Origin of the sequence: Afipia massiliensis (genome assembly GCF_001006325.2) — a bacterium.
Lineage (GTDB): Bacteria > Pseudomonadota > Alphaproteobacteria > Rhizobiales > Xanthobacteraceae > Afipia > Afipia massiliensis_A.
Genome location: NZ_LBIA02000001.1, coordinates 957,736 through 974,696 on the forward strand (window position 1 = coordinate 957,736; position 16,961 = coordinate 974,696).

General features: G+C 62.7%; 12 protein-coding genes. 3 read left to right on the top strand and 9 right to left on the bottom strand.

Translation table 11 applies throughout. The annotated features are described in order from the left end of the window. The gene (locus tag YH63_RS04490; protein WP_046828643.1) at positions 1-1,020 is read right to left on the bottom strand and encodes an LLM class flavin-dependent oxidoreductase; all 1,020 of its coding nucleotides are present in this window, start codon (positions 1,018-1,020) and stop codon (positions 1-3) included. A 437-nt stretch (positions 1,021-1,457) separates the two neighbouring features. On the opposite strand from YH63_RS04490, the gene metF reads away from it, so the two are divergent. The 3 genes from metF to YH63_RS04505 all read left to right on the top strand — a co-directional run bounded on the left by metF (position 1,458) and on the right by YH63_RS04505 (position 7,023). Then, positions 1,458-2,369: a methylenetetrahydrofolate reductase [NAD(P)H] gene (gene metF, locus YH63_RS04495; RefSeq protein WP_046829757.1), complete on the top strand. Its 912-nt coding sequence runs from the start codon at positions 1,458-1,460 to the stop codon at positions 2,367-2,369. Positions 2,370-2,373: 4 nt separating this feature from the next. Beyond that, positions 2,374-6,225 carry a methionine synthase gene (metH, locus tag YH63_RS04500; RefSeq protein WP_046828642.1) on the top strand — a complete coding sequence of 1,284 codons (3,852 nt, stop codon included), beginning with the start codon at positions 2,374-2,376 and terminating at the stop codon, positions 6,223-6,225. 306 nt (positions 6,226-6,531) lie between these two features. Next, complete coding sequence (locus YH63_RS04505; RefSeq protein WP_046828641.1) at positions 6,532-7,023, top strand: hypothetical protein; 492 nt, start codon at positions 6,532-6,534, stop codon at positions 7,021-7,023. A 101-nt stretch (positions 7,024-7,124) separates the two neighbouring features. On the opposite strand, the gene YH63_RS04510 is transcribed toward YH63_RS04505, so the two are convergent. The 8 genes from YH63_RS04510 to pimA form a co-directional block, all read right to left on the bottom strand. Further along, entirely contained in the window at positions 7,125-7,835 is a 711-nt protein-coding gene (locus YH63_RS04510; protein ID WP_046828640.1) for a carbonic anhydrase family protein, read from the bottom strand. A gap of 147 nt (positions 7,836-7,982) precedes the next feature. Beyond that, positions 7,983-8,609: a glutathione S-transferase family protein gene (locus tag YH63_RS04515; RefSeq protein ID WP_046828639.1), complete on the bottom strand. Its 627-nt coding sequence runs from the start codon at positions 8,607-8,609 to the stop codon at positions 7,983-7,985. A 209-nt stretch (positions 8,610-8,818) separates the two neighbouring features. After that, on the bottom strand, positions 8,819-10,327 hold the full coding sequence (glpK, locus tag YH63_RS04520; RefSeq protein ID WP_046828638.1) for a glycerol kinase GlpK: 1,509 nt from the start codon (positions 10,325-10,327) through the stop codon (positions 8,819-8,821). Positions 10,328-10,562: 235 nt separating this feature from the next. Beyond that, a complete protein-coding gene (locus tag YH63_RS04525) occupies positions 10,563-11,336 on the bottom strand; it encodes an SDR family NAD(P)-dependent oxidoreductase (RefSeq protein ID WP_046828637.1) in 774 nt (257 codons plus the stop codon). A 126-nt stretch (positions 11,337-11,462) separates the two neighbouring features. Beyond that, positions 11,463-12,605, bottom strand: coding sequence for a pimeloyl-CoA dehydrogenase small subunit (pimD, locus tag YH63_RS04535; RefSeq protein WP_046828636.1), 1,143 nt, complete (start codon positions 12,603-12,605; stop codon positions 11,463-11,465). 126 nt (positions 12,606-12,731) lie between these two features. Next, positions 12,732-13,919, bottom strand: coding sequence for a pimeloyl-CoA dehydrogenase large subunit (pimC, locus tag YH63_RS04540; RefSeq protein WP_046828635.1), 1,188 nt, complete (start codon positions 13,917-13,919; stop codon positions 12,732-12,734). Positions 13,920-14,097: 178 nt separating this feature from the next. Next, positions 14,098-15,282, bottom strand: coding sequence for an acetyl-CoA C-acyltransferase (locus tag YH63_RS04545; protein WP_046828634.1), 1,185 nt, complete (start codon positions 15,280-15,282; stop codon positions 14,098-14,100). Continuing rightward, entirely contained in the window at positions 15,279-16,961 is a 1,683-nt protein-coding gene (gene pimA / locus YH63_RS04550) for a dicarboxylate--CoA ligase PimA (protein ID WP_046828633.1), read from the bottom strand. Before pimA ends, YH63_RS04545 begins: the two co-directional genes overlap by 4 nt.

The window sequence follows — 16,961 nt, forward strand, 5'->3', positions numbered from 1 at the left end:
CTAGGCCGCCGCCTGCTTGCCGATACCGAACGCGTCCGCCAGCAGGCTGTACGAGCGCTTGCGCGCGTCGTGATCGTACGTCGCCGTGATCACCATCACCTCATCGGGCTTGCTGGCCTCGATCAGCGGCGAGATGTTCTGCGTCACGGTCTGCGGTGAGCCGACGAACAGCCGCGAGCGGTTGCGCGCAATGCTGGCGCGTTCGGCGTCGGAATACGGATAGGCCTGCGCCTCCTCGATGCTCGGCAACGGACGATATTGCCCGCGGTCGCGCAGCAACCGATTCAGATCGGCCGACGACGCCAACCGATCCGCTTCTTCATCCGTCTCTGCCATGATCACGGCAATCGCCAGAATAGCATGCGGGTTAGTGCGCCAGTGCGACGGCTTGAAGTGTGCGCGATAATGAATCATCGCATCGGCTGCGTCGTGCGAGGCGAAATGATGCGCGAACGCGAAGCCCATGCCGACCTGCGCTGAGAGTTGCGCGCTGTAGTCGCTCGACCCGAGCAGCCAGATCGGCGGCAGCGGCGCATCGTCCGGCATGGCGATCACGTTGTGATATGGATGCCCCTCAGGGAAGTTGCGCGTTTCCCACAACGTCAGTTCGATCAGGCGTTCGATGAAGTCATCGCCGCCGCGCGGATCGAACCGCTGGCGCAGCGCATGCATGGTGGTTTGATCGGTGCCGGGCGCACGGCCGAGTCCGAGATCAATGCGGCCCGGAAACAGCGCCTCCAGCATCTTGAAACGCTCCGCGACCATCAGCGGCGCGTGGTTCGGCAGCATCACGCCGCCGGAGCCGACGCGAATGCGCTGCGTCGCCGCTGCGATCTGTCCGATCATGATCTCGGGCGCGGGCGATGCCACCGAGGCGAGACTGTGATGCTCCGCCAGCCAGTAGCGCGTGTAACCGAGACGGTCGGCATGCTGCGCCAGATCGATGCTGTTGCGCAGCGACTGGGAAGGCCTGGTGCCGGTGGCGACGACCGAAAGGTCGAGGATGGAAAGCGGGGTCATGCGGCCCAAGCTAGTGACTCGCAGGCACCCGTCAAACTGCTGGCGCGCATGTCACCCAGCCGGGTTGCTGGAGGCGTGTGGGCAACTATATGACAGATTAATCAAATCTACAGATATCTGCCCACTGTCGCTTGGCGAATTTGGCCTGAAAATCGTTGAATAAGCTGGAAATTCGACAAAAATGGCCGGATTCTTTGCCATTAGCGCTCCGCTGGACGGCAAGTTCCTGCTAGTAAAGTAGCCATAGTGGGCAATTTCCCATACGAAATGTCCGGTGGATGGGCTGTCGGAAATGGCTGGTTTCGCTTATTTTGGCCCGTAAAGGCGAAACGGTGACGAGGTCCGGCCCAAAGGGCGGAATGAAGGCGCACCGCGCCGCGGAGGCCGCAGCCCATTTTGGCCCGCGCACCGCCTTACGACATGTGGAGTTGAGAAGCGTGACGAGCGAAACATCCGCCCCGACCGGATCGCAGGGGCAAAAACGTCCGGCGATTTCCTTCGAGTTCTTTCCGCCGAAGACCGAAGAGATGGAGCACAACCTCTGGGAGGTCATCAACCGGCTTGCGCCGCTGACGCCGAACTTCGTTTCGGTGACGTACGGCGCTGGCGGCTCGACCCGCGAGCGCACCCATTCGACCATCGCGCGCATCCTCTCTGAGACCAAGCTCACACCCGCAGCCCATCTCACTTGTGTCGCGGCGACCAAGGCGGACATCGACGACGTCGTCGCGCGCTATCATGAGGTCGGCGTCCGTCACATCGTGGCATTGCGCGGCGATCCCACCACCGGTATCGGCACGGCTTACGCTGCTCACCCGGACGGCTACCAAACATCGGCCGACCTCGTCGCCAGCATCAAGAAGCGTTATCCCGATATCGACGTCACGGTGTCGGCCTATCCGGAAAAGCATCCCGAGAGCGCTGACTTCGATGCCGATATCGACGCGCTGAAAGCCAAGGTGGACGCGGGCGCAAGCCGCGCCATCACCCAGGTGTTCTTCGACAACGATCTGTATTTTCGCTACCTCGACCGCGTGCGCGCGCGTGGCATCGACATTCCGGTGGTGCCGGGCATCATGCCGATGCACAACTTCAAGCAGGCGCGCAATTTCGTCACCCGCGCGGGCACGACCGTGCCGTCCTGGCTGGCTGACAAATTCGAAGGCCTCGATGACGATGCCGAAACCCGCAAGCTTGTGGCAGCGACAGTCGCCGCCGGCCAGGTGCAGAAGCTCGCCAAGCACGGCGTCGAGAATTTTCATTTTTATACGATGAACCGTGCGGATCTTGTGTTCGCCATCAGCCACCTTTTGGGAATTCGTCCCAACGGTGCGCAGAAAGCTGCGTGATCCCATGACCGTGAAAACATCTCCGACCGCCGACCAATTCCGCGCGCTTGCCCGCGAACGCATCCTCGTGCTCGACGGCGCGATGGGCACCATGATCCAGGGCCTGCAGTTCGATGAAGCCGCCTTCCGTGGCGAACGATTCAAGGATTTCCACCGCGACCTGCGCGGCAACAACGATCTGTTGATCCTGACCCAGCCGCAGGCGATCGAGGACATCCATTTCGCCTATCTCGACGCGGGCGCGGACATCGTGGCGACCAACACGTTCTCATCGACCTCGATTGCGCAGGCGGACTACGACCTCACGACCATCGCCTACGAGATGAACCTCGAGGGCGCAAAGCTGGCGCGCAACGCCGCCAACCGCGCCACGGCGAAGGACGGCAAACCGCGTTTCGTCGCCGGCGCGCTCGGCCCGACCAACCGCACCGCCTCGATCTCGCCGGATGTCGGCAATCCCGGATTCCGCGCGGTGACGTTCGATGACCTGCGCATCGCCTACAGCGAACAGATCAACGGACTTCTCGACGGCGGCGCTGATCTGCTGCTGGTCGAAACCATCTTCGACACCCTCAACGCCAAGGCTGCGCTCTACGCCATCGCTGAAATCTCCGAGGCGCGCGGCATCCATGTGCCGGTGATGATTTCCGGCACCATCACCGACAAGTCGGGACGGCTTCTCTCCGGCCAGTTGCCGGAAGCGTTCTGGTACTCGGTGCAGCACGCCAACCCGATCACCATCGGCTTCAACTGTGCACTCGGTGCGGAAGACCTGCGCGCGCACATCGCCGACATCGGCCGCGTCGCCGATGCGCTGGTCTGCGCCTATCCGAACGCGGGCTTGCCGAACGAGTTCGGCCAGTATGATGAGTCACCCGAATACATGGCGCGGCTGGTCGGCGAGTTCGCGCAGGCCCGTCTGGTCAACGTGGTCGGCGGTTGCTGCGGCACCACGCCGGATCACATCGCGGCGATCGCCAAAGCCTGCGCGCCGCACAAGCCGCGCATCGTGCCGGAAATTCCGCCGCTGCTGCGGTTGTCGGGCCTTGAGCCGTTCAACCTCACCTCCGACATCCCGTTCGTCAACGTCGGCGAGCGCACCAACGTCACCGGCTCGGCCCGTTTCCGCAAGCTGATCAAGGAAGGCGATTACACCGCAGCACTTCAGGTGGCGCGCGATCAGGTCGAGAACGGCGCGCAGGTCATCGACATCAACATGGACGAAGGCCTGCTCGACTCCAAGCAGGCGATGATCGACTTTCTTAATCTGGTCGCCTCGGAGCCGGACATCGCCAAGGTTCCGGTGATGGTCGACTCGTCGAAGTTCGACGTGATCGAGGCCGGCCTGAAATGCGTTCAGGGCAAGCCCATCGTCAATTCGATTTCCATGAAGGAAGGCGAGGAGAAATTCCTGCACGAAGCCACCATCGCACGCCGCCATGGCGCCGCCGTGGTGGTGATGGCCTTCGACGAGGTCGGACAGGCCGATACGTTCCAGCGCAAGATCGAGATCTGCAAGCGCGCCTACGACCTGCTGATCGAAAAGCTCGATTTCCCGCCGCAGGACATCATCTTCGATCCCAACATCTTCGCCATCGCGACCGGCCTTGAGGAGCACAACAATTACGGCGTCGATTTCATCGAGGCCACGCGCTGGATCCGGCAGAACCTGCCGCATGCGCATATTTCCGGCGGCGTCTCGAACCTGTCGTTCTCGTTCCGCGGCAATGAGCCGGTGCGCGAGGCGATGCATTCGGTGTTCCTGTATCACGCCATCAAGGCCGGCATGGACATGGGCATCGTCAATGCCGGGCAGATGGTCATTTATGACGACATCGATCCCGAACTGCGGCAGGTTTGCGAAGACGTCATCCTCAATCGCGATCCCGGCGCGCCGGAGCGGCTGCTGGAGCTGGCGGAAAAATTCCGCGGCAAGGGCAAGCAGGTCAAGGAACAGGATCTCGCCTGGCGCGAGTGGCCGGTCGAAAAGCGCCTGAGCCACGCGCTGGTCAACGGCATCACCGAGTATATCGACGCCGACACCGAGGCTGCGCGCCTCACGGTCGAGCGGCCGCTGCACGTGATCGAAGGCCCGCTGATGGACGGCATGAACGTCGTCGGCGATCTGTTCGGCGCGGGCAAGATGTTCCTGCCGCAGGTGGTGAAGTCCGCGCGCGTGATGAAGCAGGCGGTCGCCTATCTGATGCCGTTCATGGAAGAAGAGAAGGCGCGCAACCTCGCCAACGGCATTGCCGGCGACGGGCGCAGCTCCGCCGGCAAGATTCTGCTCGCCACCGTGAAAGGCGATGTGCACGACATCGGCAAGAACATTGTGGGCATCGTGCTCCAGTGCAACAATTTCGAGGTGATCGATCTCGGCGTCATGGTGCCGGCCACCAAGATCATCGAGACCGCGAAGGCCGAAAGGGTCGACATCATCGGCCTGTCCGGGCTGATCACGCCCTCGCTCGATGAAATGGCCTTCATGGCCGCCGAACTTGAGCGCCTCGGCCTCGATCTTCCGCTGATGATCGGCGGCGCAACCACCAGCCGCGTCCATACCGCCGTGAAGATCGATCCCGCCTACAAGCGCGGCCCGGTGATCCACGTCAACGACGCCAGCCGCGCCGTCGGCGTTGCCTCGTCGCTGATGTCGCCCGAGAAGCGCGAGGAATACACCCGCGAGGTTCGCGCCGACTACGCCAAGATTTCAGCAGCGCATTTCAAGGCGCAGCAGGACAAGAAGCGGCTCAAGCTCGAGGCCGCGCGCGCCAACGCGCACGTGATCGACTGGTCCAAGACCCAGCCGAAGAAACCGGCGTTCATCGGCATCAAGAGCTTCAGCGATTATTCGCTGGCGGAACTGGCCGAGTACATTGACTGGACGCCGTTCTTCCAGACCTGGGAACTGAGCGGGCGATATCCTGCGATTCTCGACGATCCGAAGGTCGGCGAGGTTGCGCGGTCGCTGTATAACGACGCGCGCAAGATGCTCGACCGGATCGTCAAGGAAAACTGGTTCAAGGCCAGCGCCACCATCGGCTTCTGGCCGGCCAATGCAGAGGGCGACGACATCGTTCTCTACAGCAACGAAGCCCGCACCAAGCCGCTGACCACGCTGCACACGCTGCGCCAGCAGCTGGAGAAGCGCGAAGGCCGCAGGAACGTCGCGCTGTCGGATTTCATCGCACCGATCGCAAGCGGCGTGCCGGATTACATCGGCATGTTCGTGGTCACGGCGGGCATCGGCGAGGATGTCGTCGCGGATCGCTTCAAAAACGCCAATGACGACTACTCGTCGATTCTGGTGAAGGCGCTGGCGGATCGTCTGGCGGAAGCCTTTGCCGAACGGATGCATCAGCGCGTGCGCAAGGAATTCTGGGGCTATGCGCCGGATGAAGCGTTGAAGACCGACGAATTGATCCTCGAACAGTATGCCGGCATCCGCCCCGCGCCGGGTTATCCCGCACAGCCGGACCACACCGAGAAGGCGACACTGTTCAAGCTGCTCGATGCGGAGCGCACCGCAGGTGTGACGCTGACAGAGAGCTTTGCGATGTGGCCGGGCTCGTCCGTCTCGGGGCTCTATTTCAGCCATCCGGAGAGTTATTACTTCGGCGTCGGCAAGATTGAACAGGATCAGGTCGAGGATTATGCCGAACGCAAAGGCATGTCGGTCGGGGAGATGGAGCGCTGGCTCGCGCCGATCCTCAACTACATTCCGTCGCGCGAGATGCTGGCCGAGACCGAAGACGATGTCGCAACGCTGCCGCTGGCAAAGCATCCGCCGGGCTGCGGCTGCGCGATGCATCTGCGGATGAACGGCAAGCCGGTCGCGCAGGCGATCGTGAACTAGAATAGCGACAGTCGCAAGGAGAGAGATGTCGTCCCCGCGAAAGCGGGGACCCATACTCCACCCTGTTGCCGACACATCGCCGGCAGACGTATTCAATTTTCACCAAACCGGAAAAGCCACGTTTATGGGTCCCCGCTTTCGCGGGGACGACATCGTGTATGGCTCACTGCTCCACCGATCATCACATCGGGCGGTGGAACTTCGCCTCACGCGCGTGTGACATCAACTATGGTGGAACCCGGAACCCCCTCCTGCATGAGACGTTGGTGCGCCGCCTATTCCACCCCCTCAAACAGGAGCCGGAAAATGAAAAAGGTGACACTTTTCGCCGCTGCCGCAGCCGTAAGCGCATTGATCGCGACACCAGTCCTCGCACAGGATTACGCGAAGCCACGCGCCGCAAAGCAGATGCAGACCAAGCAGATGAAGACCAAGCCGATGAAGCACGCATCCAAGCCCATGAAGCAGCAGGCGCGGGCCGACCGTGCTTCTAATAGGGTCGCCGATCAGGATCGTCGGGGCCAGCGCGACACCGGCTTCTGGCCGGGTGCCGTTGTCGCCGGTGCGGTTGGAACCGCCGGCGCGGTCGCAGCAACAGCTGTCGGAACCGCGGGCGCGATCGCGACCGCTCCGTTCGGCGGACCGTACCGCGACAGCTACGCCTACGGCCCAGGCTATGTAGAAACCTACAGCTATAACGGCATCGCGATGCCGTATTCGTCGAACTATTCAGCGCGCAACGGTTTCATGTGTGAGCCGGGCACGTTCATCAAAGGCACGCGGAACGTTTGCCAGTAAAATCTCAAGTCGACAAAAGCAAAGCGGCCGGAGCAATCTCCGGCCGCTTGTTATGTTGTCACCGCTCTGAGCTTTGAAGCCCACGCGGCTGGCGCATGGCCTCACGTCAGGAACGTGACGCGCCCGGTGGCAAGATCGTGCATCGCCGCTGCGACGCGCAACTGACCCGCTTTCACCAGACCTTTCAGGACCGGGCTGCGCGACGTCAGATTCGCAGCGGCCATGCGGGCATTGGTTTCAGCCACGGCCTGAACGAATGGTGCGTTCTTCGACGTGCGCTCGCCAGTTGTCTTGCTCGCAGCCACGGCCGGCATGATGTTGGCGAGTGTCGCCGTCAGGTTTCCCAGCTTGACGTTGTCGACCGCACCTTTGATGGCCCCGCAGTCGTTGTGCCCGAGCACCACGATGGCGCGCGCACCCGCGACCTTCGTTGCGAATTCGAGGCTGCCGATGATGTCGGTGTTAACGAAATTTCCGGCGATACGCGCGCAGAACACGTCGCCGATGGTTTGATCGAACACCAGTTCCGGCGGCACGCGCGAATCGATGCAGCCGACGACCGCCGCAAACGGCGCCTGCGCGGCCGACGTTTCCTTCACCTGCTCCATCAGATTGCAATTGACGATCTTGCCGCTCACGAAGCGGACATTTCCTTCCTTCAGCTGGGCGATCGCGTCGTCAGGACTGATGGCCTTCTGCCGGTCTCGCGTCATCACGGCGCATTCGACCGGCGCGCCGCGCGCGCCCGTCGTCGCAAGGCCGGTAAAAAGAGCCGCGGAGACGCAACCGCAAAACGAACGGCGATTCAGCATGGGAGAAGTCCTTCTGCAATTGGTTGTGTCGGCAAATTCAAAGCGGAATCAATTGTCGCGGCGAGCAATATTACGGCAATGTCTTAAGGATATCCAACTGCCACCGGGAAATGTTGTCGCAGCGCCGGATGACTATCCATGGCCGCGTCAGCTCGGTGCCGCGAGCGGCTGCACGATATCCTGAAACGGCGGCAGCGCCTCGCAGGTCTCGGCGTGACGCGCCAGCGCCGGCGTGCGGACCTCGTCGAACAATCCGGCATGGGCTTCGCGCGTAAAACGAATGACGCAGGCCACCGCGATGTCGGCGTGGGTGATCTGATCACCGAACCAGAACCGCGTCCTGTGCCGCGCGCGGTCTTCTTCCAGCGTACCGAGCACGCCCGCGATCTGCGAGCGGCAGCGCGCAACCCAGCGCTGCGATTCCTCGCCGCGCAGCACCCGCTCGTAAAGCAGGCTCACCGCCTTGTCGCCAAGGCCGGTGGCGAGCGCGCAGATATGCAGCACCTCGCGCCGGACATGGCCGCAATCGGGGATCAGCGCACGCGACGGTCCGGCCTGTTCGTCGAGATAATCCAGAATAGCCGTGCTCTCGATCAGCACTTCGCCGTCGTCCAGCACCAGCGTCGGCACCCGCATCAGCGGATTATAAAGCGCGATTTTCTCGGCGTCGCCGAAGGTCGACCACGGCGTGTGCTCGAACGGAAGGCCGTAGAACCGCAGCGCCAGCGCCACACGCCGCACGAAGGGGGAATCATACTGGCCAATCAGGTTCATCAGGTTATCTCTGGTCCGAGATTGCGAAGACGATTACACCCGGCAAGACACCCGATTGGCAAGGGCGATCAGCCGACCGTCTTCGCGATGTCGTCCCGGCGCAGGCCGGGACCCATAACCACTCATCTCTGTAAAGAAAGCGAGGAGCAGTGACCTGTTTCTTCCAGAAAACTCAGGGAGTATGGGTCCCGGCCTGCGCCGGGACGACATCAACTATCACCCGGATCGCTCGCGAGCACGCCCTTCACCGCATGCGACCAGCCCTTGAGTTTGCGCACACGCGTCGCCTCGCTCATGTTCGGCCTGAAGCGCCGCTCCAGCCGCCATGAATCCGCGAACCGCGCGGGCTCCGGATAAACGCCCGCGCCAAGTCCCGCGAGATAAGCTGCGCCCACCGCCGTGGTTTCCTGAATCATCGGGCGGTCGACCGGCGCGTCGAGCAGATCCGACAGGCGCTGCATGGTCCAGTCCGACGCGGTCATGCCGCCGTCGACGCGCAGCACGGTGTTGGTTTCCTTCGCCTCCGGCCAGTCGGCCCGCATCGCCGCCCACAGATCGAAAGTTTGATAACACACGCTCTCCAGCACGGCATGCGCCAGCTCGGCGGGGCCGGTGTTGCGCGTCAGCCCGAACAGCGCGCCACGCACGCGCGGATTCCAGTATGGCGCGCCGAGGCCGACGAAGGCCGGCACCAGATAGACCGACTGCATGGTGTCGTTGGCGTCCGCGAGCGAACCCGTCTCACTGGCGTGCTTGATGAGGCCGAGCCCGTCGCGCAGCCACTGCACCGCAGATCCCGCCACGAAGATCGAACCTTCGAGCGCGTAGGTGCGCTGACCGTTCAACTGATAGGCGATGGTCGTCAGCAGCTTGTTTTTCGAGGCCACCGCCGTGGTGCCGGTGTTGAGCAGCGCGAAACAACCGGTGCCGTAGGTGGACTTCATCATGCCCGGCGAGAAGCAGGCCTGCCCGATGGTAGCGGCCTGCTGGTCGCCGGCGATGCCGCGAACCGCAATCGCTCCGCCCAACAGATGCGGTTCGGTCTCGCCGAAATCGGCAGACGAATCGCGCACATCCGGCAGCATCGAGCGCGGCACCCGCAGCAGTTTCAACAGATCGTCGTCCCACTCACCCTTGTGGATGTTGAACAGCAGCGTGCGCGAGGCGTTGGTGGCGTCGGTGGCGTGCACCTTGCCGCCGGTCAGCCGCCACAACAGATACGAGTCCACGGTGCCGAACATCAGTTCGCCGCGCTCGGCCCGTTCGCGCGCGCCGGGCACCTGATCGAGAATCCATGCCACCTTGGTGCCAGAGAAATACGGATCGATGATCAAGCCGGTGCGCGCGCTGATCAGTGGCTCGTGGCCCTCCGCTTTCAGTCTGGCGCAGATCTCCGCGGTGCGCCGGTCCTGCCAGACGATGGCGCGATGCACCGCGCTGCCGGTGGCGCGGTCCCAGACCACTGTGGTCTCGCGCTGGTTGGTGATGCCGATGGCGGCGATGTCGGACGCCGCGACATTGGCCTTGCTCATGGCCTCCCGGCAGGTCGCCAGGGTCGAGATCCAGATATCTTCCGGCTCGTGCTCAACCCAGCCGGAGGCCGGGAAATGCTGCTGGAATTCCTGCTGGGCCTGGGCTGCGATGGAAATGTCGGAGCGAAAGACGATGGCGCGCGACGATGTCGTGCCTTGATCGATGGCAAGAATGTGGGACGCCATGCCGTTTCCTCAAATGCTTTCGTTTCGGTTTCGAAACGCAACAAAGCGATTACGGATACGCGCGTCAAGGCGACCGCAACACTAACTCTTCCCTCTCCCCTTGTGGGAGAGGGTGGCGAAATCGAGCAAAGCGAGATTGAGCCGGGTGAGGGGGATTAAGTTGCGTTGAAGGAACGACCCCTCACCCGCTTCGCGGCTCCGCACCCTCTCCCACAAGGGGAGAGGGAAGCGAGATTTACACCGCCGCGGTCGTAACCCCGCCGTCGATAACGATGGTCTGGCCGGTCATGAAGGTCGAGGCATCGGAGGCAAGATAAACCACCGCCCCCGCGATCTCGTGCGGCTCGCCGATCCGGCGCAGCGGCGTGGTCGCGGTGCGGCGCTTAAGGTTGTCCTGATCTTCCCACAGCGCGCGCGCGAAATCGGTTTTGACCAGGCCCGGCGCGATGCAGTTGACCCGGACGTTCTTCGGACCCCATTCGCCGGCGAGACTGCGCGCCAGCGAGAAATCCGCCGCCTTCGAGATGCCGTAAGCCCCGATCACGGTGGAGCCGCGCAATCCGCCGATGCTGGAGATGATCACCACCGAGCCGCCGCCGCGCTCGGCCATGTGCGGCATCGCCAGCTTGCAGAGCCAGATATTGCTCTTGATGTTGGCGCCCATGATTTTGTCAAAGGCCTCATCCGTGATGTCGAGCAGCGGTCCGTAATAGGGATTCACCGCCGCATTGCAGACGAGGATGTCGATCTGGCCGTAGTGCTTCACGGTGCCGGTGATCAGCGCGTCGACTTCTTCACGGCGGCTGATATTGCAGGCGATGACGTGGGCGTCGCCACCCTCCTTGTGGATACCGTCGGCAACCGCCTCGCATGCGTCGGCCTTCCGGCTGGAGACGACGACCTTCGCCCCCATTTGCGCCAGCAATTCCGCCGAGGCGCGGCCGATGCCGCGGCTTGAACCGGTGACGACGGCCACTTTTCCCGCCAGATCGAATGGCGATTTGGTCATGGCCGCGTCTCCCTTATTGTTCTTTTTTGCTTTTGTTCGTCATTGCGAGCGAAGCGAAGCAATCCAGAGCGACAGAAAAACTGGATTGCTTCGTCGCAAGTGCTCCTCGCAATGACGGCTTGCGCGTCAGACCAGATTGCCCGCTTCGCTGACGCGGCGCAGGTGATAGTCGGTGTCGCCGAAGGTGCTCTCGATCATGGTCAGCCGCTTGAAATAGTGGCCGATCTTGAGCTCCATGGTCATGCCGACGCCGCCGTGAAGCTGGATCGCCTGCTGGCCGACGAACTTTAGCGACTTGCCGATCTGTACTTTCGCCGCAGCGACCGCCTTTGAACGCTCCTTGGCGTCCTCGAAATCGGAGGCCATGGTGGCGAAGATCGACATGCTGCGCGCCTGCTCGAGCGCGACGAACATATCCGCCGCCCGATGCTGCAGGGTCTGGAACTGGCCGATCGCGACGCCGAACTGCTTCCGGGTCTTGAGATACTCCACCGTCGATTTCAGCGACTCGTCCATCGCGCCGACCGCCTCGGCGCACATCGCGATGCGCGCTTCGTCGACCACGCGCTCGATCAGCGGCAGGCCGTTCTCGGGATCGCCGATCACAGCATCCGCGCCAACCTCGACGCCCTCGAAACGGATGTCCGCGGCGCGCATGCCGTCCTGGGTCGGATAACCCTTGACGGTGACGCCCTTGGCGTTCGCCGGTACCAGAAACACGCCGATGCCGCTGTGATCACGCCGGTTGCCCTTGGTGCGTGCGCTGACGATCAGCGTGTCCGCAGTCTCGCCGTGCAGCACGACGAACTTCTCGCCGTCGATCACCCAGCCGCTGCCCTTTTTCTTGGCGGTGGTGGTGACGTCCGCGAGATCGTAACGCGAGTTCTTCTCGAGCTGGGCGAACGCCAGCGTCTTGCTGCCGTCGATGATCGAGGGAATGTGCGCGGCCTTCTGCTCGGCCGATCCGCCGTGACGGAGGAAGCCGCCGCCGAGCACCACAGTCGCCAGATATGGTTCGAGCACCAGCGCCTTGCCGAGCGATTCCATCACAAGGGCGGTTTCCACCGCGCCCGCGCCGAAGCCGCCATCTGCCTCGGAGAACGGCAGACCCAGCAGGCCCTGCTCGGCCAGCTTGTTCCAGACGGTCTTGCTCCAGCCGCCATTTTCCTTGGCGTACTTCTTGCGCTGATCGAAATCGTAGGAATCAGCCAGCAGGCCATCGACGCTATCTTTCAGGAGCCGCTGCTCCTCGGACAAATCAAAATCCATTTCACTCTCTCCGGCTAAACCAAATGAACGCGCCGTCATTGCGAGGAGCGTAAGCGACGAAGCAATCCAGTCTTTGGCTCTCTGGATTGCTTCGCTTCGCTCGCAATGACGAGAATAGCGGTTTGTTTACAGACCCAGCACGGCCTTAGTGATGATGTTGCGCTGAATCTCGTTCGAGCCTCCGTAGATGGAGACCTTGCGATAGTTGAAGTAGCCCGGCGCAACTGTCGTCGCCCAGCTTGCTTCCTCGTTGCTCTTGTCGTGTTCGTCCGCATAAGGCAGCGCGAACGGTCCGGTGATCTCCAGCAGAAGCTCGGTGATGGTCTGCTGGATTTCAGAGCCCTTGATCTTGAGGATCGAAGACGCCGGATCGGGCTTGCCCTTGCCGTTCTTGCTCTCGTTGGCGACGACGCGCATCTGCGTCAATTCGAGCGCCTTCAGCTCGATCTCGGTCGCCGCGAGTTTTTCGCGGAAGCGGGAATCCTCGATCAGCGGCTTGCCTTCCGACTCGACCTTGGAGGCGAGATCGCGGATGCGGCGGAGACGCTCCTTCGACATGCCGACGCGCGCGATGTTGGTGCGCTCGTTGCCGAGCAGGAACTTGGCGTAATCCCAGCCCTTGTTCTCCTCGCCGACGAGATTCTCCACCGGCACCTCGACGTCATCGAAGAACACTTCGTTGACCTCGACACCGCCGTCAATGGTCTGGATCGGCCGCACGGTGACGCCGCGCGACTTCATGTCGAACAGGATGAACGAGATGCCCGACTGCTTCTTCGCATCGGGATCGGTGCGGCAAAGGCAGAAGATCCAGTCGGCGTGCTGCGCCAGCGTGGTCCAGGTCTTCTGGCCGTTGATGACGTAGACGTCGCCCTTGCGCTTGGCGGTCGTCTTCAGCGAGGCGAGATCGGAGCCCGCGCCCGGCTCCGAGAAGCCCTGGCACCACCAGTCGTCAAGATTGGCGATGCGCGGCAGGTAATGCTTCTTCTGCTCTTCGTTACCGAAGGTGTAGATCACCGGCCCGACCATGTTGACGCCGAACGGCAGCGGTGATGGCGCAGGCGTGGCCTGCAGCTCTTCGAGGAAGATGTACTGCTGCACCGACGACCAGCCGGTGCCGCCGTATTCCTTCGGCCAGTGCGGCACCGCCCATCCCTTCTTGTTCAGGATGCGCTGCCAGTTGACCATGTCTTCCTTGCTGGTATGGCGGCCTTCCACCAGTTTCTGGCGGATGTCGGCGGGAAGACTTTCGCGGAAGAAGGTCCGCACCTCGTCGCGGAACGCGAGTTCTTCCTTGCTGAAACTGAGATCCATTGGACCCTCCTTGGGCGATCAAACTCGTAATTAATGGCAACATCTTTCAACGCGTCGTCCCGGCGCAGGCCGGGACCCATAACTCCCGGCAGGAGTGGACGAAAGAGATGTCCACCACCATGCCCAAACAGTCAGTCCGCGCCGTATGGGTCCCGGCCTTCGCCGGGACGACGATAGCTTATTGCAAAATCTCGAACAGGCCGGCAGCACCCATGCCGCCGCCGACGCACATCGTCACCACGCCGTACTTCGCCTTGCGGCGACGGCCTTCGACCAGCACGTGGCCCGCGAGACGCGAACCGGTCATGCCGTAGGGGTGGCCGACCGCGACCGAGCCGCCGTTGACGTTGAGCTTCTCCGGATCGATGCCGAGTTTGTCGCGGCAATAGATCACCTGCACCGCGAAGGCTTCGTTCAGTTCCCACATGTCGATGTCCTCGACCTTGAGGCCGTGACGCTTGAGCAGGCGAGGAATCGCGAACACCGGGCCGATGCCCATTTCATCCGGCTCGCAGCCGGCCGAAACGAAGCCGCGGAAAATGCCGAGCGGCTTGAGGCCCTTCTTGGCGGCCATGGTGTCGCTCATGATCACCGCGGCGCTGGCGCCGTCGGACAGCTGGCTGGCGTTGCCGGCGGTGATGACGCCGCCTTCGCGCACCGGCTTCAGGGCGGCGAGACCTTCCGCGGTGGTTTCCGGACGCGGACCTTCATCCTGCGACAGGGTGATCTCCTTGAACGAGATTTCCTTGGTGACCTTGTCGGCGACCGCCATCTTGGTGGCCATCGGCGCGATTTCGTCCTTGAAGCGGCCGCCCTGCTGCGCAGCGGCGGTGCGGCGCTGGCTCTCCAGCGAGTATTCGTCCTGCTTCTCGCGGGAAATGCCGTAGCGCTTCGAGACGATCTCGGCGGTGTCGAGCATCGCCATGTAGACATCGCCCTTGATCTTCATCAGTTCAGGATCGACGGCGTGGAACTTGTTGGCGTGCTCGTTCTGCACGAGGCTGATCGATTCACCGCCACCGGCGACGGCGATCTCGACGCCGTCGTAGATCACCGAACGCGCGGCAAGCGCGATGGCCTGAAGGCCCGAGGCGCATTGGCGGTCGATGGTGGTGCCGGCGACCGACACCGGAAGACCGGCGCGAAGTGCTGCCTTGCGGGCGATGTTGCCGCCGGTCGCACCCTGCTGCATGGCGGCGCCCATCACCACGTCCTCGATTTCCGCGCCATCGACGCCGGCGCGCTTGACAGCGTGCTCAATGGCGTGACCGAGCAGCGTCGCGCCTTCGGTGTTGTTGAAAGCGCCGCGATAGGCCTTGCCGATCGGGGTGCGGGCGGTGGAAACGATAACGGCCTGGGTCATGAACGACCTCCTGTTGCAAGTTTGGGTTGTTGCGGTTGATGGCGTTGCTGGTTGCGTAATTCGTGACGGGAGAGTTTTCCGACGCTGGTGCGCGGCAACTCCTTAAGGAATTCGACCGCCACCGGCAATTCGTGCTTGCCGAGTTTTCCGGTGAGGAATGCGCGCAGGTCCTCGATGGTGAACGGCTCCGCGCCCGCGCGCAGCGTCACGAACGCCTTGGACGCTTCGCCGCGATAATCGTCGGGAATGCCGATCACGATGACTTCCTGAACCGACGGGTGGGTGTAGATCGCCTGCTCGATCATCTGCGGATAGACGTTGAAGCCGCCGGAGATGATCATGTCCTTCTTGCGGTCGACCAGATAGAAATATCCGTCGCTATCCATATAGCCAATGTCGCCGGTCAGGAAGCGGTCGCCGACGAAGGCTTCGGCGGTTTCCGCCTCGCGATTCCAGTAACCTTTGGTGACATTCGGGCCGCGGATGCGGATTTCGCCGGTCTCGCCGACCGGCATCACCTTTTTCGGATCGTCGAGCGACACCACGTCCATCTCGATGCCGGGCAGCATCAGGCCGATCGAGCCCGGTTTCTCCGGACCTTCCGGCGGATGGCCGGTGCCGGGCGAGCAGGTTTCGGTCATGCCCCACCCGCTTTTCAGCGCGAGCTTGGTCTTGCGTTCGAACACCTTCGCGACTTCCACCGGCAGCGGCGCGCCGCCCGAGCCCGCATAGACCAGCGACGACAGGTCGCGCTTGTCCAAATCAGGCAGGCTGGCGATGGCGATCCACATGGTCGGCACGCCGGGGAACGCGGTGGCGCGCTTCACTTCGATGTCGCGCATCACCGCTTCAAGATCGAAACGCTGATGCAGCGAGATCAGGTCGCCGTTCTTCAGGGTGCGCAGCAGGACGACAGTGAGCGCGTAGATATGAAACAGCGGCAGGACGAGAATGACCCGCTCGATGGCGTTGCGCTCGGCCTTCTGCTTCGCGCTCCAGACGTCATAGATCGAGACCGCCGAAGTCAGGTTGCTGTGGGTGAGCATCGCCCCCTTGGGCAATCCGGTGGTACCGCCGGTGTATTGCAGCAGCGCGATGTCATCGGCATCGATCTGCGGCCATGCCGCGGGCGGCTGCGCGTCCTTGACGAAGTCCCTGAAGGTGACGATGGCGGGATCCGCCGGGATCGCCGCCTGTGAATTGCCGACATCGCCCCAGGTCTCGTCCTCGCAGACGATCAGTTTGTCCAGCAGGCCCTTCTCGAAGAACTTCAGCGCGGTCGGCAACAGCGTCGCCAGATTGCTGGTGACGAGAATGCGCGCGCCGGAGTCTTTGAGTTTATGGGTGAGCGCGATCTCGCCGTCGAGCGGACTGAGATGCACCACGCGCGCGCCGGCCTTCAGCGCGCCGAAGAAATTCACCGGATGATCCGGTGAATTGCCGAGAAACAACGCGATCGACGCGCCCTTGCCGTAACCGGCGCGGAGAAACGCCGACGCCGCGACATCGACCATATCCTGCAGCCCATCGAAGGAGATGGGCCGGTCGCGGAATTCGATCGCAACGCGCGCGCCGAAATCCGCAGCCGCCTTTGCCAGCAAATCCGGCAAGGTGCCGCGCGGGATTGGTGAATCCCAGCGCACACCCTCCGGATAGTACTGTTCGCCCGGCCGCGTCAT